Source organism: Pseudomonas sp. LBUM1679, assembly GCF_059695565.1.
In genome coordinates, this window is the sequence record NZ_CP166774.1 from 6755563 (window position 1) to 6778942 (window position 23380).

At 59.6% G+C, this 23380-nt stretch carries 19 protein-coding genes and 2 pseudogenes; 8 read left to right on the forward strand and 13 right to left on the reverse strand.

Annotation, left to right across the window (positions count from 1 at the left end; all coding sequences use genetic code 11):
- Positions 1-10 precede the first annotated feature (10 nt).
- Together ACA062_RS30930 and glyA are read right to left on the reverse strand one after the other, a co-directional pair.
- Complete coding sequence (locus tag ACA062_RS30930; RefSeq protein ID WP_007947735.1) at positions 11-1261, reverse strand: sarcosine oxidase subunit beta; 1251 nt, start codon at positions 1259-1261, stop codon at positions 11-13.
- 23 nt (positions 1262-1284) lie between these two features.
- Positions 1285-2538 carry a serine hydroxymethyltransferase gene (glyA, locus tag ACA062_RS30935; protein ID WP_497454355.1) on the reverse strand — a complete coding sequence of 418 codons (1254 nt, stop codon included), beginning with the start codon at positions 2536-2538 and terminating at the stop codon, positions 1285-1287.
- 480 nt (positions 2539-3018) lie between these two features.
- Here glyA and ACA062_RS30940 point away from each other — a divergent pair, with 480 nt between their 5' ends.
- Both ACA062_RS30940 and ACA062_RS30945 read left to right on the forward strand, forming a co-directional pair.
- Entirely contained in the window at positions 3019-5214 is a 2196-nt protein-coding gene (locus ACA062_RS30940) for a hypothetical protein (protein WP_497454356.1), read from the forward strand.
- Between the two features lie 24 nt (positions 5215-5238).
- Positions 5239-6270, forward strand: coding sequence for an NAD(P)/FAD-dependent oxidoreductase (locus ACA062_RS30945; RefSeq protein WP_497454357.1), 1032 nt, complete (start codon positions 5239-5241; stop codon positions 6268-6270).
- A gap of 29 nt (positions 6271-6299) precedes the next feature.
- Here the strand turns inward: ACA062_RS30945 and ACA062_RS30950 are convergent, their stop codons facing one another.
- A complete protein-coding gene (locus ACA062_RS30950) occupies positions 6300-7016 on the reverse strand; it encodes a TraX family protein (protein ID WP_497454358.1) in 717 nt (238 codons plus the stop codon).
- 123 nt (positions 7017-7139) lie between these two features.
- Here ACA062_RS30950 and ACA062_RS30955 point away from each other — a divergent pair, with 123 nt between their 5' ends.
- Both ACA062_RS30955 and ACA062_RS30960 read left to right on the forward strand, forming a co-directional pair.
- On the forward strand, positions 7140-8180 hold the full coding sequence (locus tag ACA062_RS30955; protein WP_368993001.1) for a threonine aldolase family protein: 1041 nt from the start codon (positions 7140-7142) through the stop codon (positions 8178-8180).
- A gap of 290 nt (positions 8181-8470) precedes the next feature.
- Positions 8471-8662, forward strand: a complete 192-nt coding sequence (locus tag ACA062_RS30960) for a hypothetical protein (RefSeq protein ID WP_497454359.1) — start codon at positions 8471-8473, stop codon at positions 8660-8662.
- An 83-nt stretch (positions 8663-8745) separates the two neighbouring features.
- Here ACA062_RS30960 and gbcB read toward each other — a convergent pair whose 3' ends face one another.
- Entirely contained in the window at positions 8746-9846 is a 1101-nt protein-coding gene (gene gbcB / locus ACA062_RS30965) for a glycine betaine monooxygenase reductase subunit (RefSeq protein WP_497454360.1), read from the reverse strand.
- Positions 9847-10127: 281 nt separating this feature from the next.
- Here gbcB and gbca point away from each other — a divergent pair, with 281 nt between their 5' ends.
- Positions 10128-11423: a glycine betaine monooxygenase oxygenase subunit gene (gene gbca, locus ACA062_RS30970; protein WP_497454361.1), complete on the forward strand. Its 1296-nt coding sequence runs from the start codon at positions 10128-10130 to the stop codon at positions 11421-11423.
- A gap of 123 nt (positions 11424-11546) precedes the next feature.
- On the opposite strand, the pseudogene ACA062_RS30975 reads toward gbca, so the two are convergent.
- From ACA062_RS30975 to ACA062_RS31015, 9 genes and pseudogenes are all read right to left on the reverse strand, one after another.
- Positions 11547-11675: pseudogene (locus ACA062_RS30975) on the reverse strand (metallophosphoesterase); the annotation flags it as partial.
- Between the two features lie 730 nt (positions 11676-12405).
- A complete protein-coding gene (locus tag ACA062_RS30980; RefSeq protein ID WP_497454362.1) occupies positions 12406-13299 on the reverse strand; it encodes an RHS repeat-associated core domain-containing protein in 894 nt (297 codons plus the stop codon).
- A gap of 194 nt (positions 13300-13493) precedes the next feature.
- Entirely contained in the window at positions 13494-14060 is a 567-nt protein-coding gene (locus ACA062_RS30985) for a GNAT family N-acetyltransferase (protein WP_497454363.1), read from the reverse strand.
- 114 nt (positions 14061-14174) lie between these two features.
- A complete protein-coding gene (etfB, locus tag ACA062_RS30990; RefSeq protein WP_150765263.1) occupies positions 14175-14945 on the reverse strand; it encodes an electron transfer flavoprotein subunit beta in 771 nt (256 codons plus the stop codon).
- 15 nt (positions 14946-14960) lie between these two features.
- Positions 14961-16181, reverse strand: a complete 1221-nt coding sequence (etfA, locus tag ACA062_RS30995; RefSeq protein WP_497454364.1) for an electron transfer flavoprotein subunit alpha — start codon at positions 16179-16181, stop codon at positions 14961-14963.
- Positions 16181-18133, reverse strand: coding sequence for a dimethylglycine demethylation protein DgcB (gene dgcB, locus ACA062_RS31000; protein ID WP_497454365.1), 1953 nt, complete (start codon positions 18131-18133; stop codon positions 16181-16183). Before dgcB ends, etfA begins: the two co-directional genes overlap by 1 nt.
- Positions 18134-18298: 165 nt before the next feature.
- Positions 18299-20359, reverse strand: coding sequence for a dimethylglycine demethylation protein DgcA (gene dgcA, locus ACA062_RS31005; RefSeq protein ID WP_497454366.1), 2061 nt, complete (start codon positions 20357-20359; stop codon positions 18299-18301).
- 15 nt (positions 20360-20374) lie between these two features.
- On the reverse strand, positions 20375-20905 hold the full coding sequence (locus ACA062_RS31010) for a DUF5943 domain-containing protein (protein WP_497454367.1): 531 nt from the start codon (positions 20903-20905) through the stop codon (positions 20375-20377).
- Positions 20906-20983: 78 nt separating this feature from the next.
- A complete protein-coding gene (locus tag ACA062_RS31015; RefSeq protein ID WP_008033250.1) occupies positions 20984-21961 on the reverse strand; it encodes a dipeptidase in 978 nt (325 codons plus the stop codon).
- A gap of 237 nt (positions 21962-22198) precedes the next feature.
- Here ACA062_RS31015 and ACA062_RS31020 point away from each other — a divergent pair, with 237 nt between their 5' ends.
- The 3 genes and pseudogenes from ACA062_RS31020 (at position 22199) to ACA062_RS31030 (ending at position 23290) form a co-directional block, all read left to right on the forward strand.
- Positions 22199-22600 (forward strand): lysozyme inhibitor LprI family protein, encoded by a 402-nt coding sequence (locus ACA062_RS31020; RefSeq protein WP_497454368.1) that lies wholly within the window; start codon positions 22199-22201, stop codon positions 22598-22600.
- Between the two features lie 10 nt (positions 22601-22610).
- Positions 22611-22841, forward strand: a pseudogene (locus ACA062_RS31025) (helix-turn-helix domain-containing protein); the annotation flags it as partial.
- Between the two features lie 32 nt (positions 22842-22873).
- Positions 22874-23290: a DUF3010 family protein gene (locus tag ACA062_RS31030; protein WP_497454369.1), complete on the forward strand. Its 417-nt coding sequence runs from the start codon at positions 22874-22876 to the stop codon at positions 23288-23290.
- The last annotated feature ends 90 nt before the right edge of the window (positions 23291-23380 follow it).

A 23380-nucleotide genomic window follows, 5' to 3' on the forward strand; every position in this document is an offset into this window, starting at 1 on the left:
ATTTCTCCTGTTAGTGGGCAACCGCAGCAGCGCCATGTTCATCGATCAACGCACCGTTGTGGAAACGGTCGATGGAGAAAGGTGCGGCCAATGGGTGCATTTCACCCTTGGCCAGGCTCGCGGCAAACACGTTGCCCGAACCAGGTGTAGCCTTGAAGCCGCCGGTGCCCCAACCGCAGTTGAAGAACATGTTCGGGACCGGGGTTTTCGAAATGATCGGGCAGGCGTCCGGCGTGGTGTCGACGATGCCGCCCCACTGCCGGTTCATGCGCACGCGGGACAGCACCGGGAACATCTCGACGATGGCCTGGATGGTGTGTTCGATCACCGGGTACGAACCACGCTGGCCGTAGCCGTTGTAGCCGTCGATACCGGCGCCGATCACCAGGTCGCCCTTGTCGGACTGGCTGATGTAACCGTGTACGGCGTTGGACATGATCACGCTGTCGATAATCGGCTTGATCGGCTCGGACACCAGCGCCTGCAGCGGGTGGGATTCGATCGGCAGGCGGAAACCGGCGAGCTTGGCCATGTGCCCGGAGTTACCGGCTGTCACTACACCGACGCGCTTGGCGCCGATGAAGCCCTTGTTGGTTTCAACGCCGATGCACACGCCGTTTTCCTTGCGGAAACCGATCACTTCGGTCTGCTGGATCAGGTCCACGCCCAAGGCGTCGGCGGCACGGGCAAAGCCCCAGGCCACGGCATCGTGACGGGCCACGCCGCCGCGACGCTGGACGGTGGCGCCCATCACCGGGTAGCGGGTGTTTTTCGAGCAGTCGAGGTACGGAATCTCGTCGGCAACCTGTTTTGCATCGAGCAGTTCGCCGTCCACGCCGTTGAGGCGGTTGGCGCTGACCCGTCGCTCGGAATCACGGATGTCCTGCAGGGTGTGGCACAGGTTGTAGACGCCGCGCTGGGAGAACATCACGTTGTAGTTCAGGTCCTGGGACAGGCCTTCCCACAGTTTCATCGCGTGTTCGTACAGGTGCGCCGATTCGTCCCACAGGTAGTTGGAGCGCACGATGGTGGTGTTGCGCGCGGTGTTACCGCCGCCCAGCCAGCCTTTCTCGACCACGGCCACGTTGGTGATGCCGTGCTCTTTGGCCAGGTAGTAGGCGGTCGCCAGACCATGCCCGCCACCGCCGACGATGACCACGTCATAGACCTTTTTAGGGGTCGGCGTGCGCCACATTTTCTGCCAGTTTTCGTGATGGCTGAGGGAGTGTTTGAAGAGGCCGAAGCCCGAGTACCGTTGCATAGTCATTTACTCCAAAACCGCGCTCAGCGATAAACCGGGAAGTCCGCGCACAGTGCCGACACTTGCTGGGCGACATTGGCCTCGACATCGGCGTCGCCGAGGTTGTCGAGGATGTCGCAGATCCAGCCGGCAAGCGTGACGCACTGGGTAACCTTGAAGCCGCGCGTGGTCACCGCCGGGGTGCCGATGCGCAGGCCGGAGGTCACGAACGGCGACTGTGGGTCGTTCGGCACGGCGTTCTTGTTCACAGTGATGTGGGCGCGACCGAGTGCTGCGTCCGCCTCTTTGCCGGTGAGGCCCTGACGGATCAGGCTGACCAGGAACAGGTGGTTATCGGTGCCGCCGGACACTACATCGTAGCCGCGTTTGATAAACACGCCGGCCATGGCCTGGGCGTTGTCGATCACTTGTTGTTGGTAGGCCTTGAAACCAGGTTCCAGCGCTTCCTTGAAGCACACCGCCTTACCGGCGATCACGTGCATCAGCGGGCCGCCCTGGCCGCCGGGGAACACGGCAGCGTTGAGTTTCTTTTCCAGCGCTTCGTTGGCCTTCGCCAGGATCAGGCCGCCACGTGGACCGCGCAGGGTCTTGTGGGTAGTGGTGGTGACCACGTCGGCGTACGGCAGCGGGTTCGGGTACAGGCCGGCAGCGACCAGCCCCGCCACGTGAGCCATATCAACAAAGAGATAAGCACCGACTTTGTCGGCGATCTGACGGAAGCGCGGGAAGTCCAGGGTCTTGGAGTACGCCGAGAACCCGGCGATGATCATTTTCGGCTGGTGCTCGACGGCCATGCGCTCGACTTCGTCGTAATCGATCAGGCCGGTGGCGGTGTCGATGCCGTATTGCACAGCGTTATAGAGCTTGCCGGAGAAGCTGACCTTGGCACCGTGGGTCAAGTGACCGCCGTGGGCCAGGCTCATGCCCAGCACGGTGTCCCCGGCCTGCAACAGCGCCAGGAATACCGCGGCGTTGGCCTGGCTGCCGGAGTGCGGCTGCACGTTGGCGTAATCGGCGCCGAACAGTTGCTTGGCGCGGTCGATGGCCAGTTGCTCGACCTTGTCGACGTGCTCGCAGCCACCGTAGTAGCGCTTGCCCGGATAGCCTTCGGCGTATTTGTTGGTCAGGCCACTGCCCTGCGCTTCCATCACGCGTTTGCTGGTGTAGTTCTCTGACGCGATCAGCTCGATGTGATCTTCCTGGCGTTGCTCCTCGGCATTCATCGCCGCCAGCAGTGCATCGTCGTAGCCTTTGATCTGGTCTTGCTTGCTGAACATCGCGTCTCTCCCAGCGGCGGTGGTGCGCCATTCGTCTCGGTGAGGCACGTACCTTTCGGCAGTGCCCTTTGATAGCGATGGTATGACTGGCGTAGACAGGTCAAATGCCTACGGACGCCACGCAAAGGTGCGTTTACGACATGGCCCTCACTGGCTACCCGCTCTCGGTGCAATGCAACAGACACGACTGGGTCATGACTGCCGTTGCTTGAACTTGAGGTAACGCCTGAAAACATGCGCAGCCAGAACCACAAACAAACCCGCAAGTCCTGAAAAACATCTTGCAAAATAATAAACATTTTATTCAAAACCAAACATAAACCCACAACTTTTAAACTTCCACCAAAAGCCCAACGCCAAATAACCTCTTACAAAAACGGCTTTTGCAAAAGTCACTGCCCGAGGTACCAATAGCACCCCAACACACAACTTACCGACAACCCCCCGTTTAACACTATTTTAATATCAGGAGATATGAGCATGGTATTGATCAATCAGGTAAAAGCTATTTTAAATCACCTGGCCTCGGCTGGCTGGCATAACTTGTTACTGCACCATGGCCTCGACATCCAGGCGCCCGACCTGGTGAACGAACTTCGCAAGCCGCTGCGAATAGACCGAACGATAGCCGGCTTTGAAGACTTTTCACTGAAAGGAACCCGTGGCATCGAACCCGGCAATCCCGCCCGAAGTCTGCTTTATCACACGCTGGCCTGCGCGAACGTCACGATTGATGCAGGAGGAAATCCTCTACAGGCTTACCCAACGGCTGCAGAGCTGGAAACTGTCCTGAACCTCGTTTACGGCATGGAGCCTCCCAGCCTTGAACAGCTGAAAGAACGCGCCCAAGGCGCACCGTTGGCCGTCGTTGTGTTCACCGCCGAATACCGCCCTGCCCCGGACACCGTCCACCAATCGCAGGCCGACCTGTGTTTTTCACGAACCGGCGTGTCTCGCGTGGGCACGACTCCTGCCTTGTACGATGCGCAACGCCGAGGTTTCTTGCCTTTCGTCGAGGACGATGATCATGCCATTCGCGTTTTACCCGCTCGTTTCAGCGCTTATGTCGCGGTCCAGCGCAAGGGAGACCGTTCAAGCTTCGGTCCTATGCGCTTTGACGCTAGCGACACGGCCCGTGACTTCTGGGTGCCCCTGCATAAACTGTTCAACGGCGAAGAATGCATTGCCGGACTGAAACTGGACCTTGAACTTCAGGCTCATCACAAAAACGAGAAGCTGCGCCGTATCCATTTGAATCTGGGAGCGAACTCGGGCTGGGGTGAGCCCGATATCAGTCGCCCGCCGTTCGTGATGACCGAAGGGCTGGCTGACTGGCTTGGAGAGGATGACCACGGCCCCGGATTACTCTCGGCCATACCGCGCAGGCACCTCGTCGAGGCCGCGTACTATCAGGGCAAGCCCCTGACGTTCAGAGTGCCCAACCAACCTGCACTGTTGGATTCGAGCATGGCCCTAAGCCCACACGCACCCACGTATGTCCACATCCGCCATAAAGTCGATGCCGCGGGCAATATCGTCAACCTCAACCAAAACCCTGACATGATGGCTGAGTTGCACGAGGGTCGCTTCAGTGCGTTGCACTATCTGGACTTCACGGGAGACGGATGGGTCAACGCCAGATGTACCGCCCTGGATACCATCATCCCGGAGCGCATCGCCGCTTACTCTTTGCTTTGTGCGCCGGATTTTTACCCATTGTGCAGCCAGCGTCATCTGAGCGAGTGGCTTGAAAGCATGCCCGCCGAGGTCGCACAAACGCTGTTCCCTGTGCCTCCTACATGCTTGTCAGACATCCGAATGCCCGCCAACGTGCAGTCGTTTGCTTCCACGTTCAATAGAACGGATGTCGGCATCACGGCCATTGTCGCTCAGCCTGACACACGCCTTGACGGCTCGACCGAAATCAAGCCCAAGGTCGCTTCAGCCAAGCGCGCGTCTTATCTGCCTGATGCCGCTGCGGGTGTTTTTGCACCCGGCTGGGATACCGGGTTGGACCATGAAGAAGGCGAATCAATCGAGCAGGCACACCTGGCCGCCTACACACTGGGCAGCCCTTTTCCGGAAGATGCGAAACTGTGCGCGGCCCTGAGTTCATATTGGCCCGCCGTATCACCCGACTCGGTACAAGTATTCGAGCCTTCGGACGGTCTCGACACCATCAAACCGATGCTTGATACCGAAATCGGTATAGAAGGGCCGCTGCCTTGGGACGGTATCGCGCCGCCAAGAAAATATATGAATAAGGGACAACCGCACATCGCATTTACATCGTCCCTTTATGGGGACTATACGCAAAGCGCCCTGGACGGAAAATTTTCTTTGGCGCTGACCGGGAAAGTTGATTCCCAGGAATATCAACAACGAGTCGACGCATTGAGACGCGTCAGGCTAACAATGGGAGAAAGTTACGAGGAATGGCGCATTGCATCCTTCAGAGTTGCTACGGACGACGACATTAAAACGGTGGAGGCCGACAAGGAACTGCATGTTCCATTAACCCAGCCAGCCTATCGATTCAAAATGGTTCGCTGTGAACCGGCGGCGTCAGAAGAGTTCGACAAAGTACATGTCACTGTGATCGATATCTACACTTTCCTGGTATGGCCGCAATTTATTCTGCGACGACAGGAAGCACGCCCTTGGCAACGTACCTGATCCTTGAACAGCGCCAGGAAAACCATGAACCACTATGACGTCATCGTCGTCGGGGCGGGCCCCGCGGGTTGCGCCTGTGCGATTCATTGCGCTCAACACGGCTTGAAGGTGGCCATCATCGAGCGCCATCCAGGTGTTCGCGAGCGACCGGGTGAAACCTTGCATCCTGGCATCGAACCCCTGCTGCGCCAGCTCGGCGTCGCGGAACAGGTGCTCGATGGGGGATTCATCAGGCCCTTGGGAAACTGGGTGACATGGCAGCATGAGCGCAGCTTCGTGCCGTTCGGTGGAGATGAAAATGGCCCCTGGCGCGGATTTCAGATTCCCCGCGCAACCTTGGATAGCCTCCTGCTGGAGAAGGCGACTGCATCCGGTGTCGTTATCATGCAACCCTGGCAAGCCAAGCGGGTCATTCTGCAAAGCAGTCGAATTATCGGCGTCCAGACCGATAAAGAGCCGCTGTTTTGCAGTCAACTGATCGATGCGAGTGGAGCGCATGCCTGGTTGACTCGTCAATTGGGCCTGACAGTGCATCGGCATTCTGCGCCGCTGATGGCGTTCTATGGCTATCTGCGCGCCAGCAGCAACGGGGACAGACCCACAGAGGGCATTTTCGCAGACGACATGGGTTGGTATTGGGTGGCTGATCTGGGCGAGGGCCTCTACAACTGGACACGACTTTACTTTTCCCAACCGGTCGACAAAGTGTCGACCGTTCCATTGCCTCTCGCCGGTTTTGAGCCCTCAGGGAAAGTACGCGGCGCCGATGTGACCTGGAAAATTTGCGCCCCATCGGCGGGTGATGGGTACTTCATCATTGGTGATGCCGCTGCCATGTTGGACCCTGGGGCCTCTCATGGCGTACTCAAGGCGCTGATGTCGGGAATAATGGCCGCGCATGGAGTCATCGAAGGGTGCGCCTCGCCAGCGAATCGGAATGCAATCTTCGGGCAATATCGCCATTGGCTACAGACCTGGTTTGAAACTGACACTCGGGCCATGCGCGAACTGTATCAAGCTCATCCATTTCCTCCGCCGTGGTCGTGCAGGTCGTAACGGTAACCTGCCTTGCTGCACTCAATCTTTCATCCGATGGCCTTTCGAACAGCCAGCAATAGTAGGAAATGCAATGGATAGAGCGCATACGCCCAACGTCGCATCGGTGGCGGCTTGAAATGCCCGGCATGTCGCAACAAGACCAGCCCCAGCAATGGCGCGATCAGACAAGCGGCCATGCCGAGGATGGCTGCACGGTTGCCGAACCGGGCCGAGTAATACAGCACCTCCCACTGATTGGCCGCCAGGCACACCAGCCCCGGCAACAAGCTGAAATACCAGGGCCGTCTGATTACCAGCAACATCACCAACGGCAACAACACGCCGAAAAAACCGAACATCAGTCGTTCCGGGAACAGCGCCGCCAACACCACGGCAGCGGCCGCCAGCAGTCGCGATTGCAATAGCGGTTGCTGCCAGCCACGCGCCACCACCAGGCCCAGTGCCAGCGTGGGTAATACATTGAAGGTGTCGGGATCAGGAATGAAAAGCCGGTAGGGAATCTCACTGATGGCGCTGAACAGCAGCAACCACCCCAGATAACGCCACTGGCCGTCGGTCGTGACGCTTGGGGCGCGCGACAGATTGGCCGCCATCGCCAGACAGAACCACGGGAACGCCAGCCTGCCTGGCACATACAGGACATCGACGGAATAACCGACATATCGCAGGTGATCGAGCACCATGCTCAATAGCGCCAGCCACTTCAGCAGATCCAGTGCCCCGTCCCGTTGAGTCATGTGCATAATTGCCCTGTATTTTTCTTACAGAAAGATCCCGTGTGCTCCCCGAACGACCTTCGGTAAAGTACGCACCATCATTGACCACGAAGCTCTTCATCATAAGAGTCTCGATCACGGAAGCCGGCCATGACCGACAAGAGCCAACAATTCGCCAGCGATAACTACTCCGGTATCTGCCCTGAAGCCTGGGCTGCCATGGAACAGGCCAACCACGGCCACCAGCGCGCGTATGGCGACGATGAATGGACCGCCCGAGCGGCCGATCAATTTCGCAAACTGTTCGAAACCGACTGCGAAGTGTTTTTCGCCTTCAACGGCACCGCCGCCAACTCCCTGGCCCTGTCGTCGCTGTGCCAGAGTTACCACAGCGTGATCTGTTCGGAAACCGCCCACGTCGAAACCGACGAATGCGGCGCACCGGAGTTCTTCTCAAACGGCTCAAAATTGCTCGTCGCCCGTACCGAAAACGGCAAGCTGACCCCGGAATCGATCCGCGAAATCGCCCTCAAGCGCCAGGACATCCACTACCCCAAACCTCGCGTGGTGACCCTGACCCAGGCCACTGAAGTCGGCAGCATCTACACTCCCGAAGAAATCCGTGCCATCAGCGCCACCTGCAAAGAACTGGGCCTGAACCTGCACATGGACGGCGCGCGCTTCTCCAATGCCTGCGCCTTCCTTGGCTGCTCACCCGCCGACCTGACCTGGAAGGCCGGTGTCGACGTGTTGTGCTTTGGCGGTACGAAAAACGGCATGGCGGTCGGCGAGGCCATCCTGTTCTTCAACCACAAACTGGCCGAAGACTTCGACTACCGCTGCAAACAGGCCGGCCAGCTGGCGTCCAAAATGCGCTTCCTCTCGGCCCCGTGGGTCGGGATCCTGGAAAACGACGCCTGGCTCAAATACGCGCGCCACGCCAACCACTGCGCCCAATTACTAGCGGAACTGGTCAGCGACATTCCGGGCGTGGAACTGATGTTCCCGGTACAGGCCAACGGCGTATTCCTGCAACTCTCGGAACCTGCGATCGCCGCGCTGACCGCCAAGGGCTGGCGCTTCTACACCTTTATCGGCAACGGTGGCGCCCGCTTCATGTGCTCGTGGGATACAGAAGAGGAGCGGGTACGGGAATTGGCGGCGGATATTCGCGAAGTCATGTCCCGCTAATCCTCCCGCCCGATCGTTCCCCTCTCGCCGGAACGATCAACCCTCCGCCGGCTTTAGCCGGCAGGAGGCACATCTATGACAGACCCTACCGCCTGCTTCGCCAGCAAGCCGGCGCCTACCTCCAATGGACGGGGCCGTTCGTCGACACTGGTACTTATGACAGTACCTTTTCGGCGTCTCGCTGGCGAAACTTCTGCTGACCTGAAAAGTGATTTACGTAGTCTTTCGGGAACAACGACCTGTCGAATGCCGGACAGAAAAAACTGTGTTCCATCAAAGAGTGCCTCACCATGAGTCAGCCAAGTACCGGTAATGTCCTGAAAAGCAAGGTCCATGACGCCGACACCATCGTCGATTGGGATGAATTCGTAAAACTGGCAAACGTCGGCGATACATACCGATCCGGCCCGACGGACCTCGTCATCAAAGAGAAGGTGTTTGAAGACACGAGAGACGGGTACAGAATCCTATTACTCTACTGATCGTTGACTAGCAGCGTCAGGACTCCGCGTCGTGGATGGATTGAAATCCCGACGCGGAATTGAATCGTTGCGCTGCCAGCAGGTCAGAATTCGATCCGTACGTCACCTTTGGGCACGCTGCAGCACGACAGGATGAACCCTTCGGCTTCGTCTTCCTCGGTGATCCCGCCGTTGTGATCCATTTCGACCTCGCCACCCAGCTTCAACACCTTGCACGTGCCGCAGATCCCCATACCGCACGCTTTCGGAATCAGCAGGCCCAGCTTGGCCGCTGCCGCGTGCACGGTTTCCCCCGGCGCCACACGAATGCTCTTGCCGGACGCAGTGAATTCCACCTGGTGCAAATCCGCCACGTCGATGTCCGGTGCATCCGCTGCGATTTCGGCCTGCTCCACCGCATCGGCGCGGGCTTCCGGCGGCGTCGCGCCGAAGGATTCTTCGTGATAACGCGACATGTCGAAACCGATGGTCTCGAGCATGCGTTTCACCGCGTTCATGTACGGGGTCGGGCCGCAGCAGAAGACTTCACGCTCAAGGAAGTCCGGCGCCATCAACTCGAGCATCTTCTGGTTCAGGTAACCGCGATAACCGGCCCATGGCTCACCCAGGCCATGCTTCTCGCAGATCAGGTGCAGGCTGAAGTTGTCGATCCGCGACGCCATGTGTTCCAGCTCGCGGTGGTAGATGATGTCTTTAGGCGAACGGGCGCTGTGGATAAACACCATGTCGACGTTGCCGTTGGTGTCGTAGAACCAGCGCGCCATGGACATGACCGGCGTGATGCCGACGCCACCACTGAGGTACAGCACTTTCGGCGCGGTGAAGTCCATGGCGTTGAACAGCCCGACCGGTCCGTGCACCGCCAGTTCCTGGCCTTCATGCAGGGTGTCGTGCAACCAGTTGGAGACCTTGCCGCCCGGCACGCGCTTGATGGTCACCGAAAAGCTGTACGGCACCGACGGCGAGCTGGAAATGGTGTAGGAGCGCATGATCGGCACGCCGTCGATTTCCAGCTCCAGGGTGACAAACTGCCCTGGCTTGAAGAAGAACAGGACCGGCTGGTCGGCCATAAAGCAGAAGGTGCGCACGTCCCAGGTTTCCTGGATGACTTTGACGCAACGGACGATGTGTCGACCATTGGCCCAGGTCTGGGTGGTTACCGGATTCAGGAAGCTGTTGGACATGCTGTTCTCCACCGCCGATGGTCGGCCTTATGTTGGCGATTCTGCGTATAGCGCGAATCACCCATTTACCTATCTGCGACATTCACATACTTATCGCGACCAGCCCCCAACTACCGGGGGTTGCGCGTCGGGAACAGATTGGGCCATGTCGCCCATGGATAAGGTTCCGGGCAGCGCCGGCCCCACACTCGCCCCAACAGATAAACGCTGTTTGTGTCTTGCGTAGCAACCGTATCAGCCACTTTCGCCGGCCACACAGAATGGCCATGAGGATCAAATCGATGGACGTCACCGCAAAAATCAGCCTGGGCGATCCGCTGGAACCCGCACGCAAGGCCACCGCGCAGATGCTGCAGGAGCGCGAGCGCACTTTCTCGCTGCCGCAGCCGTTTTACTCTGACGAGCGGCTGTTTGATATCGACATGCAGGAAATCTTCCAGAAAGAGTGGTTGATCGCCGGCATGACCTGCGAAATCCCGAGCAAGGGCAACTACCTGACCCTGCAAATCGGCAAGAACCCGATCATCGTGATCCGCGGCGCCGAGGGCGTGGTGCATGCGTTCCACAACGTCTGCCGCCACCGTGGTTCGCGGCTGTGCACCAGTGAAAAGGGCAAGGTCGCCAAGCTGGTCTGCCACTACCACCAGTGGACCTACGAGCTGGACGGTCGCCTGCTGTTCGCCGGTACCGAAATGGGCGCCGACTTCGACATGAAGCAATACGGCCTCAAACCGGTGAACGTGAAGACCGCCGGCGGCTACATCTTCATCAGCCTGTCGGAGAACCCGCCGGCCATCGATGACTTCCTGTCGACGCTGAACCATTACATGGAACCGTACGACATGGAGAACACCAAGGTGGCGATTACCACCACCTTGATGGAAAAGGCCAACTGGAAGCTTGTGCTGGAAAACAACCGCGAGTGCTACCACTGCAACGCCTCGCACCCGGAACTGCTGAAAACCCTGCTGGAATGGGACGACGTCACCGACCCGCGCGCGGACCAGGCCTTCAAGGATCACGTGGCCGCGTCTGCCGCTGCGTGGGAAGCCGAGAAGATTCCTTACGCCCACGCCAGCTTCGGCCTGCGTAACCGTATCGTGCGCATGCCGCTGCTCAAGGGCACCGTGTCGATGACCCTGGACGGCAAACAAGGCTGCGCCAAACTCATGGGCCGCATCAAGAACCCGGACCTGGGCTCGATGCGCATCCTGCACCTGCCGCATTCCTGGAACCACTGCATGGGCGACCACATCATCGTCTTCACCGTGTGGCCGATCAGCGCGCAGGAAACCATGGTCACCACCAAGTGGGTCGTGCACAAGGACGCGGTCGAAGGCGTGGACTACGACGTGGAGCGCATGCGCCAGGTCTGGGATGCGACCAACGACCAGGACCGTCGCCTGGCCGAAGAGAACCAGCGCGGGATCAACTCCACGGCGTACCAGCCTGGGCCTTATTCCAAGACCTATGAGTTTGGTGTGGTGAACTTTGTGGACTGGTACAGCGAGCGCTTGCTGAACAACCTTGGGGCTGAGCCTGCGCCGTACCTCAAAGGCGTTCCGGTTCAGGGCTAAGATCAAAAGCTTCGCGAGCAGGCTCGCTCCCACAGGGGATCGGTGGTGTTCACACATGTTGTGAACGACTTCAATCCCTGTGGGAGCGAGCTTGCTCGCGAAAGCGGCCTCACCTTCACCCCATCAGCTTGAAGACCACCGCACACTGCCATCCTCCCCAACAAACTCCTCAACAATGCTCTCCCCCACCAACCGCACCTTCATATAACCATTCAACACCCGATCCGGGTACGCCTCATCCCGCGAGTTCTCCCTGAACCGGATGTGGATAAGTGACGGCTGCCTTGTGCCGTGTGAGTGAAAATAGGTGACTGGTTGAAGTCGAGAGGGCCTTAGAACTGTATGAAATCTGATCTATTGCGTTCAGGCCTATGCGGAACGTGGCTTGCAGGGTTTGGCGAACAAGTTATCCACAACTCCACCCACAGCAAATGGGGACAAGTGTGCAATCGGTGAAAATTTTATTCACAGAATGCGAAGAAAATCCGTGACTTATCTGGAATCAGGGTTCCAACCGACAATTGGTTGTTTTTTGATCTGAATTCTACAAGCCACGTTTTACCTGGCCTCCAGAGGATGGCGAACACCTTATCCACAGAAGCGCCAACAGACTTTGGGGGCAACTATGGCTGAGCTGTGGAAAACCACAGAAACCCGTGATAAATCGGGGTTTGCGCAAGGTATTCAAGAATAAAACGCTGATTTGGCTGTTTTTTAATCAGATGCCTGAGAGACCCGGTTTATATGGCCTGTAGCTGACAGCAAACATCTTATCCACAGAAGCGCCAACAGAGATTGGGGGCAAGTATTGGTGCGCCAGCAAACTTATCCTCTGTAAAAAACCATGAAAAACCGGGAGTTAGGTTGGTTGTTTTTTATACGAAGGCTTGCAGGGCCTGAATTACATGGGGTTTAGCAAAGGGTGAACACGTTATCCACAGAAGCGCTAACAATGACTGTGGGTAAACACGATATAAAGCGGCTATGGCCTGCCTCCGGCAATTTGTCCCGAATCTCTTATAGTGCGATTCACCACCTCGACACCCTCCAAAGAGACGTCTGGAGGGGTGACTCTGTGCGGGACCTGACCTATAGGCCGCCTCAGGACCAGGTTGATGCCACTGACCTCCATGACTGTTTCACCCGCCACGCGCCATAGGGATTGCCCCGTCTCGCGAGCTCTTGCCAGCGTTGTCCGAGCCAGTTTTACGTTCGAGATGGCCCCACCAGAGAAGGTCAAGACCTGGCTGATCCCATTGCCCCCAACGGCAGCACGCTGCATCAGACCGGGTACAGCTGCGGATGTAGCAGCTGGAAGTCCTAGAGGACGAACTGCAAGTGCTGTGGTACCGCCATGAAAACTCAGTACGTTAGCCAACCGTGAACTAAAGGTTAATGTCTGGCGGGATACGATTGTATTGGCTGTCCTGATTGACGCGGCGCCTGCAAAGAGCGCACCCACAATAGTGCCGATAGCCTGCCCCACGGCGGAAACCCACCATGCACCGGAGGGATCGACCCGATTGATGGGAGAGCCGCCACAGTATGCATAGGCATTGCCCCCCCCCTTGCCAAACGGACTCAACCGGTCCGGGCTATGAAAGCGCATCAACACCGGGTTATACACACGGTGACCATTGCCCAGGTGGTACCAGCCCGTTGGCCGCTCCATGAGCTGGCCACTGAAGCCAAGGCTGCTTTGCGCTGCAAGCGGGCTGCTCTGGGAACCATAGGGGGTATAGGCAATACGATTCGGACCTGTGCGGTCGAGTTCCGCGAGGATGGTCTGTTGCAGATCCGGCGCCAGCAACAGGGTTCGCGAAAAGGCCACCGCGGGAGAGCGGGTAAGACCTCGGGTTTGACGATGAGCGGGCATCGACAGCGTCCTTTTGCTGACCTAATGGACCCGCAGTGTTACAGCAAATTCGCGGGTGGACCGGGCGATCACCCCGCTCAGCATAAGCGGGCATCACCTGTCCATCAACGTACCAAACCACCCGTAAAACCGACACTAGCAGTTCTGCTAGGGTCACCCGCAAACCCGACGAAGGAAAGCCGCAGACACCAACGCTACGGCCGATACATCAGATAGGCCTCACCCGTCACCCGAATCATCGGATGCGGCGTGATCTGGCAGGTATCGACGATACGAAAGCCATGTCGTTCATAAAACCGGCGGGCGCCGGTGTTCGCGGCGTAGTCGATCAGGCTCAAGCCATTGAGGCCGAGCTGGTTGGCACGGTCGTAGGCGTAGGCGAGGAATTGCTTGCCCAACCCCTGATTGCGCCAGCCCTCATGCAGCGCCAGGCTGGAAATGTAGAGGGTGTCGGGGATTTCCATGGTCGCGTATGGCGCCAGGACCGGGTCGGTCGTCGGTTGCGCCAGCGGATCGTGACGCATCACGTAACTGTGCATCATGCCAATGACCTGCCCGTCCGCTTCGGCGATCAGGCAGTTCTGGTAAGAAAATTCCACATCTTCACGAGCGTAGCGAATTGCGCCGACGTCCAGCAGATCCTGTCCGGGCTCTGCTATCTGGCTCCAGATGTAATCCGAACAGCCTTCAGAAGAAATCTGAAACAAGCGAGCAATCTCTCGCGCATCCGCGCGCACTGCCGAACGAAACTCAACGGCCATTGAACAGCACTCCATAAAAACAAAAGAGCGCCCGATTTAACGCGGGCGCTCATGGCGCGGCAATGCACCTGATGGATGGTTGTATATCCGGATGTTGCAACCTGAAGCCCAGCGTCAGCGAACCACGCCTTCTTCAATCAGCAACTTGAGAATGGCCTCAGCCCCCGCCTCGGGACTCAGCCCTTTGAGCACCTGCCCACCGCCGCCACTGGCCTTGGCCGTGGCCGCCTTCATCCGGTCCGCGCCGCTCTTGGCCTTGATCACCTTCAAGCGCTTGGGCCGTGGTTTGGCCGGTTGCAGTGTCGCAACAGCCAGTAACTCATCATCGACCACTTCAACTTCGTCGGCCTGCAGCACGCCACGCCGAGCCGGGCCGTAGGCGCTCTGCCGAGGCTTCGGCGCAGCGTTATCCACAGTGGCGAGAAACGGCAGCCGTACTTTCAACCGACGACGCTGACCCCGGGGCAAGGCTTGCAGCACCAGGGCCGAACTGCCATCAATGGACTCCACCTGAGCCAGCCCGACTACCAGCGGCCAGCCGAGGCTTTCGGCCAACAGGAATGGCAGCATGCCGGAGCCTTCGCCGGTTTCCGCCTGGCTGCCGGTCAATACGACCTGAGCGCCGGCGTCACGCAAATAGGCGGTCAATGCGGGCAGCGCATCGGCGCCTGAAGGTTGTTCCAGTACATGCAGCTGTTCCAGGCCCATGCCCAGATAGGCGCGCAGCGCCGGTTCGGCAACGTCGCCGGCATGCAGCACTTGCAAGTTATCCCCAGCCAGTTGCAGGCCCAGTTCCACCGCCCGCGCATCCTGCTCCGCGCGACGCGGCCGGCCGGAGGTCGGGTGGGCGCCGATGGACACCAGGCTGATGATTTTCGTGCTCATAACCCTTTCCTTCCCTTAAGCCGCATCGCGCTTGGCTTCGTTGCGGTATGCCGCTACCGCATCGATCAAGGCTTGAAGTATCTCGGCGCTCTCGCCGATCACCGACAGGTCGGCCCGTTTGATCATGTCGCAGCCCGGGTCGAGGTTGATCGCCACCACCTTGTCGCAGGCACCGATGCCTTGCAGGTGCTGGATCGCCCCGGAAATCCCCACGGCCACGTAGACCCGTGCAGTGACCCAGGTGCCGGACGCGCCGACCTGACGGTCGCGGGCCATGAAACCATCGTCCACCGCCACGCGGGACGCGCCTTCGGTGGCGCCAAGGGCGGCGGCGGTCTGGTGGAACAGATTCCAATCCTTGACCCCGTTGCCGCCGGAGAAAATGAATTCCGCTTCGGCCATCGGAATGGCTGCAGGGTCCACCGCCACCGCGCCCAGATCCTCGATGCGCGACAAACTGCGCGCGATGGCTGTGGATAACTCCACCGGCAACGCCTCATGCCGGGTTTCGCTGACTGGTTCGGCGCATTCGACGGCGGCCAGAATCAAGCGCGCCACCGGGCGTGCCAGATCTTGCAGACCGGCACCGGCGCGGCCGATGCATGCCTGATCCTTGACCTGCCAGACCCGCGTGGCCGGACGTTCGCCAAGGGCTGCAGCAAAGCGTCGACCCAACTCGCCGCCACCGGTGCGGCTGTCAGGCAGCAACCAGTGACGCGGGCTGAACTGGTTATCCACAGCCCGCAGGCCCTGGACCCGTTGTTCCGGTGCATAACCGCTGAACTCATCGCCATCGAGCACCAGCAAACGATCGACGCCCGCAGTGGCGAAAGCACTTTCCTTGTGTTCACCGAAGACCACGGCCAATACCGCGCCGTCCTTGCCGGCCAGCTGATGCGCCAGGCCGAGCAGGTCGCGGTCATGGCTGCTCAAGCGGCCACCGACCATGTCCGGCACCACGCTGATGTAGAACGCAGGTGCAGGCACCTGATGCAACGGCAATTGCACTTCAACCGCGGCCGAGCGTTTGCTCGCCCCGCCCTGCTGAGCGCCGCTGCGGTCGATGCGCTTGATGCCGTTGGGACCGATGAAACCGATGCCATGGGGATTCTTGCGGATGATGCCGTTAGGTCCCATCCAGCTGTGTTGCACCGGTTGCATCGCCGCATGCAGCGGATGCAGGCGGTTGCGGGCAATCCATTCGGCGCGTGGGTCGCGGCGGATAATGTCGCTCATCAGTGGGCCTCCGCAGGTTCTTCACGTTTGGCCGGCGCATTGGGTTTGCTCGGGGCGCCGTCTTCGAGCAAGGCATCGGCGACCAGTTCGGCGATGTCCTTGATCAGCGGACGGGGTTCGACCACGCCTTCGAGCATCGCGGTGCATTGTGGACAACCCACGGCCACCAGTTCGGCGCCGGTTTCGCGGATGTCTTCCATGCGCATGTCGGGAATTCGCTGCTTGCCTGGAATGTCGGTGATCGGCGCACCGCCGCCGCCGCCGCAGCAGCGCGAGCGGAAACCGGAGCGTTGCATCTCTTTCACTTCAATCCCGAGGGCACGCAGCACTTCACGCGGCGCCTCGTATTCGCCGTTGTAGCGACCGAGGTAGCACGGGTCGTGATAGGTCACGCTGCTGCCTTTGTGCTGGCCGAGACTCAGGGCGCCAGCGCCGATGATTTGCGCCATGTAGGTGCTGTGGTGCTGCACGAGGTAGTTGCCGTCGAAGGCGCCGTACTCGTTTTTCAGCACATGGAAGCTGTGCGGGTCGCAGGTGACGATGCGGTTGAAGCTGTACTTGGCCAGGGTCTGGATGTTGCGTTTGGCCAACAGCTGGAAGGTCGCTTCGTCGCCCAGGCGTCGGGCCACGTCACCGCTGTCGCGTTCTTCGAGGCCCAGCACGGCGAAGTCGACCTTGGCCGCTTTCAGTACTTTGACGAAGGCGCGCAGGGTGCGCTGGTTGCGCATGTCGAACGCACCGTCACCAACCCAGAACAGCACGTCGACCGATTTCTTCTCGCTGAGCAGGTTCAGGTTCAAGTCCGCCGCCCAGTTCATCCGCCCGCCCGGGGCGAAGCCGCCCGGGTTGTCGGTGGCGATCAGGTTTTCCAGGACTTCGGCGCCCTTGTTCGGGGTCGCGCCTTTTTCCAGGGTCAGATAGCGGCGCATGTCGACGATGGCATCGACGTGCTCGATCATCATCGGGCATTCCTCGACGCAGGCACGGCAAGTGGTGCAAGACCACAGGGTTTCGGCGTCCACCAGACCGTTGACGATCGGTTGATGCGGGTTACCGGCATGTTCGCCAATGGCTTTGCCGGGATACGGGCTGCCGGCGAATTTGGCGTCGGTGCCACCGGCCAGTCCGACCACCATGTCCTGAATCAATTTTTTCGGGTTCAGCGGCTGGCCGGCGGCGAATGCCGGGCACGCGGCTTCGCATTTACCGCACTGCACGCAGGCGTCGAAGCCGAGCAGTTGGTTCCAGGTGAAATCCTTGGGTTTCTCCACGCCCAGCGGCGCGGTCGGGTCGTTCAGGTCCAGCGGTTTCAAGCCGGTTGAACGGCCACCGCCAAAACGTTCTGCGCGACGGTGCCAGGCCAGGTGCAATGCACCGGCGAAGGCGTGCTTCATCGGCCCGCCCCAGGTCATGCCGAAGAATAATTCCGAGACGCCCCACAGCACACCGACACCGAGGATCGCTGCCACTACCCAGCCGCCGAAGTTTTCCGGAAGGATGCCGGCGACCGGCAGGGTCAACAGGAAGAAGCTCGCCGAGAATGCCAACAGGCTTTTCGGCAGACGCATCCATGGCCCTTTGGACAGGCGAGCCGGTGGGTTGCGACGACGCAGGAACATGAAAATCGCGCCGACGAACATCACCGCCGAGGCAATCAACAGGGCAAAACCGAGAATGCGGCTGTGCAGGCCAAAACCGTGAACCAGTATTGCCAGCACAATGGACGCCACCGCACCACCGGCTGTGGCCACGTGGGTGTTGGCAATGTATTTGTCCCGCGCGACGACGTGGTGCAAGTCGACCATGTAGCGCTTGGGCATGGCGAACAGGCCGCCGATCAGGTCGACTTTCGAAGCCCGGCCCCGGCGCCACATAGCCACCCGCCGCAACGCGCCCAGGACAGCCAGGCCCAGGGCAGCGAACAACAGGATTGGAAGAAGGGTGTTCAACATAGGTGTTGCTCCCAAAGACCTCGGGGTCTTGCAGGTCGAGATGCCTGACTCGGTTCCTGTGGGAGCGGGCTTGCCCGCGAAAGCGGTGGGTCAGTCGACATCAATGCCGGCAGACAGATTGCATTCGCGGGCAAGCCCGCTCCCACAGGGTTATGTGCAAGCCCGTTAGAAATCCTTACAGAGCCGCAACGCGTCGTAGATCGCCGCGTGTATGTTGCGTTGCGCCACGCAGTCGCCGATGCGGAACAGCAGGTAGCCGTCACCGCTCTGTTCCAGGCAGGGTTGCGGCTTGATCGCGAACAGGGCTTCGACGTCGATCTGGCCCTTGTTGCGTGAGCCTTCCTTCATCGCGTAGTAGATCTCTTCGTCCGGGCGCACGCCGTTTTCGACGACCACCTGGTCCACCACCCGCTCCTCTTTGGCGCCGGTGTATTCGTTTTCCAGTACCGCGATCAGCTTGTCGCCTTCGCGATAGACCTTCTCCAGCATCATGTCGCCGGTCATGATCACTTCTTTCGGATACATGCTGCGGTAGTAGGTCGGGAACGATGTGCCGCCTATCGCCACGCCGGGCTTGATGTCGTCGGTGACAATCTCGACCTGGCTGCCCTTGTCGGCGAGGAAATCGGCGGTCGACATGCCGGTGAACTCGCAAATGGTGTCGTAGACCAGCACGTTCTTGCCTGGTGCAACCTTGCCATCGAGGATGTCCCAGCTGCTGACCACCAGGCCTTCAGCCGCGCCCCAATGCTCGTTCTGCTCGAGGAAGGGATGACCGCCGACGGCGAGCACCACCACGTCCGGACGCAGGTCGAGAATGGTCGGCGCATCGGCCGCCACGCCCAGGCGCAGGTCGACTTTCAAGCGCGCCAGTTCCAGCTGATACCAGCGCGTGATACCGGCGATCTGGTCCCGTTGCGGTGCTTTCGACGCGGTGGTGATCTGCCCGCCGATGAATTCCTTTTTCTCGAACAAGGTCACGTCGTGGCCACGCTCGGCGGCCACACGCGCGGCTTCCATCCCGGCAGGACCCGCGCCGACCACCACGACCTTGCGTTTCACGCCCGTGGTCTTTTCGATGATGTGCGGCAGGCCCATGTACTCGCGGGATGTCGCGGCGTTCTGGATGCACAACACATCCAGGCCCTGGTATTGCCGGTCGATGCAGTAGTTGGCGCCGACGCATTGTTTGATCTGGTCGATCTGGCCCATTTTGATCTTGGCGATCAGGTGCGGGTCGGCGATGTGGGCGCGGGTCATGCCGACCATGTCGACATAACCGCCCTCCAGGATACGGGTCGCCTGGTTCGGGTCCTTGATGTTCTGCGCGTGCAACACCGGCGCCTTGACCACCTCCTTGATACCGGCTGCCAGGTGCAGGAACGGCTCCGGTGGATAACTCATGTTCGGGATCACGTTGGCCAGGGTGTTGTGGGTGTCGCAACCCGAACCCACGACGCCGATGAAGTCCAGCATCCCGGTATCGTCGTAATACTTGGCGATCTGTTTCATGTCCTCGTGGGACAAGCCGTCCGGGTGGAATTCGTCACCGCACAGACGGATGCCGACGCAGAAATCCGGCCCGACTTCGGCGCGCACGGCCTTGAGCACTTCCAGGCCGAACCGCATGCGATTCTCGAAACTGCCGCCCCATTCATCGGTACGTTTGTTGACCCGCGGGCTCCAGAACTGGTCGATCATGTGCTGGTGCACGGCGGACAGTTCGACGCCGTCGAGGCCACCGGCCTTGGCGCGGCGTGCCGCTTGCGCGTAGTTGCCGATCACCCGCCAGATCTCTTCCGGCTCGATGGTTTTACAAGTAGCACGGTGCACCGGCTCGCGCACGCCCGACGGCGACATCAGCGTCGGCCAGTTAAAGCCGTCCCAGCGTGACCGACGGCCCATGTGGGTAATCTGGATCATGATCTTGGCGCCGTGCTTGTGCATGGCGTCGGCGAGATTCTGGAAGTGCGGAATGATGCGGTCGGTGGAGAGGTTCACCGAACTCCACCACTCCTGCGGGCTGTCGATGGCCACCACGGAGGAACCGCCGCAAATCGCCAGGCCGATCCCGCCCTTGGCTTTCTCTTCGTAATACTTGACGTACCGGTCGGTGGTCATGCCGCCGTCGGTCGCGTAGACCTCGGCGTGCGCGGTGCTGAGCACGCGGTTGCGGATGGTCAGTTTGCCGATCTGGATCGGCTGGAACATTGCTTCGAAAGCCATGGCGGGATCCTCGTCTTACAACGGCTTGACGGTGAACAAACCGTCGTCGTGGCCTTCTTCGGAGCCACCGTAGACTTGTTCGGCAACCGTGCGGATCTGGCTGCCGCGGGCTTGCAGGATCTGGTCCATGGCCCCGGCAAACCAGCCCGTGAACATGTAGTCGACCTTGCGTCCGACCTTGCCGTACACGTAGACGAACGCGGAGTGCTCGAGCTTGACGCTGGCGGTGCCTTTGTCGAGGTCGATGTCCTGGATCTTGAACAGGCCCCAGCCGCGTTGCGACAGGCGCTTCATGTAGTGCTCGAACACCGCGACGCCTTCCAGGCCATGGCATTCGGCTTCTTTTTCACACCAGTGCCAGGCGGACTTGTAGCCGGCCTTGTAGAGGATGTCGGCGTAGGCGTCGGCGCCCAGCACTTCCTCGATGCCTATGTGGTTGTTGACGAAGAAGTGGCGCGGTACGTACAGCATCGGCAGGGCGTCGGAGGTCCAGACACCCGTTTCGCTGTCGACTTCGATGGGTAATTGCGGGGCGATCTTGGCCATGGAAACTTAACTCCAGAAAAATTTTGGTGTTGCCTGCGGCGCGGATGGCCGCAGGTAAGGATTCAGAAGTGCGGCGGCTTATTCGCCCCAGACGTCCTTGAGGACATTGACCCAGTTCTCGCCCATGATCTTGCGCACCACGCGCTCGGAATGGCCGCGTTTGAGCAGGGTTTCGGTCAGGTTCGGGAACTCGCCGACGGTGCGGATGCCCAGCGGGTTGATGATCTTGCCGAAGCTGGTCAGACGGCGGGCGTAGCCCTTGTCATGGGTCAGGTATTCGAAGAAGTCCTGGCCATGGCCCTGGGTGAAGTCGGTGCCGATGCCGATGGCGTCTTCGCCGACGATGTTCATGGTGTATTCGATGGCTTCGGCGTAATCGTCGATGGTCGAATCGATGCCCTTGGCCAGGAACGGCGCGAACATGGTCACGCCGACGAAACCGCCGTGGTCGGCAATGAACTTCAGCTCTTCATCGGACTTGTTGCGCGGGTGGATTTTCAGGCCCGACGGCAGGCAATGGGAGTAGCAGACCGGTTTCTTCGATTCGAGGATGACTTCCTCGGACGTCTTGGAACCGACGTGGGACAGGTCGCACATGACCCCGACGCGGTTCATCTCGGCGACGATCTCGCGACCGAAGCCTGACAGGCCGCCATCGCGCTCGTAGCAACCGGTACCGACCAGGTTCTGGGTGTTGTAGCACATCTGCACAATACCCACGCCCAGCTGCTTGAACACCTCGACATAGCCGATCTGGTCTTCGAAGGCGTGGGCATTCTGGAAGCCGAAGAGGATGCCGGTCTTGCCCTGCTCCTTGGCCTTGCGGATGTCGGCGGTGGTGCGCACCGGAATCACCAGGTCGCTGTTCTCGCGGATCAGCTTCTGGCTGGCGGCGATGTTGTTGACGGTGGCCTGGAAGCCCTCCCACACCGACACGGTGCAGTTGGCCGCGGTCAGACCGCCCTTGCGCATGTCTTCAAACAGCTCGCGGTTCCACTTGGCAATAATCAGCCCGTCAATAACGATGCTGTCGGCGTGCAATTCGGCTGGGCTCATCAGGCTGTCCCCTATTGGCGATTCATGCGCCGAATCGTGTGCCGGCGCTTTGGGGCCAGCATATGCCTCGGTGCCTTGGCAGCCGGGTGCAAAAACGACAGGGGAATTGCCGAAAGCGTCAATCCGCGACAAAGGGCCGTCCACCGGCCGGATAAGCCACCTGTTCAAGCCCGTCGGCTTGCGCCAGAATCCGTTGCATCACTGGATTTTTTCACTGGATTTAGGGGCGGCGACGCAATGAAATCGATCTTTCTGGCTTTAGCACTGATAGCGACCGGCGCGCAGGCGGCTGAAGAGGCCGACGACAACCCCTGCGACGCCGTCGAAAACGACATTCAGACCCTCGAGTGCTCGGCCTACAGCAGAACCACTGCCGAAGACCTGCTGAGCGAAAACTACAAAAGCCTGACCGAGCGCATGCAGATGCGCTACGGCAAGAACCCGGCGCAACTGACCGACATCACCACCAAGCTCAAGGCGGCCCAGCAACAGTGGCTGAAAACCCGGGACACCGATTGCGCAGTCGAGGCGTTTCCGGCGACCAGCGGTAGCAAGGCGTTCACCATTGCGCAGAATGATTGCGTGGCGCGGATGAGTGATGAACGGTCGGAGTTTTTGGAGTCGATCGGGCAGGAGTAAGAACATAAGTATGGAGAATGATTTGATCCCGCACGAAGTAGTCAGCCTTATCATCGACGGCGCACCCCCGATCAGGGCCTGGCGCGAACACCTGAACCTTACACAGGACGAAGTGGCCAAACGCATGGGCATCTCCCAGCCGGCTTTCGCCCAGCAAGAAACCGTCGCCAAGCCTCGCAAGGCGACACGTGAGAAAATTGCCGCGGCGTTTGGCATCACCGCCAACCAACTAGAGCTGTAAGCTCAACTCCAGCATCAGGAAAAGGGATTGAAATGAACATCTGCGGCATCGAAATCAAAGGCAGCGAAGCGATTATCGCAGTGGCTTCCCTCGACGGTCAGGTGCTGAGCCATGCCGCCCTGGGCACCAAGAAAATCGCCCTCGACGATGACGACGAGGCGGCGAACGTCAAAGTGTTTGCTGCTCAAGTGGCGTCGTTTGTGCGCGAGCATTCCATCGATCGGATCGCGATCAAGAAACGCAGCAAGAAAGGCGAATTTGCCGGTGGGCCGACCACGTTCAAGATCGAAGGGGTTTTCCAGTTGCTGGAGAATTGCGAGGTGACGCTGCTGTCGCCGCAGACGATCAATGCGCAGAACAAGAAGTTTGATTTTGCGCTGCCGACGACGTTGAACAAGTATCAGCATGAGGCTTACAAGGCGGCGTGTTCAGCGCTGATGAAGCAGTAACGACGCAGATCTGTAGGAGCTGGCTTGCCAGCGAAGGCGGCGTGTCAGTCGACACATGTATTGGCTGATAGACCGTCTTCGCTGGCAAGC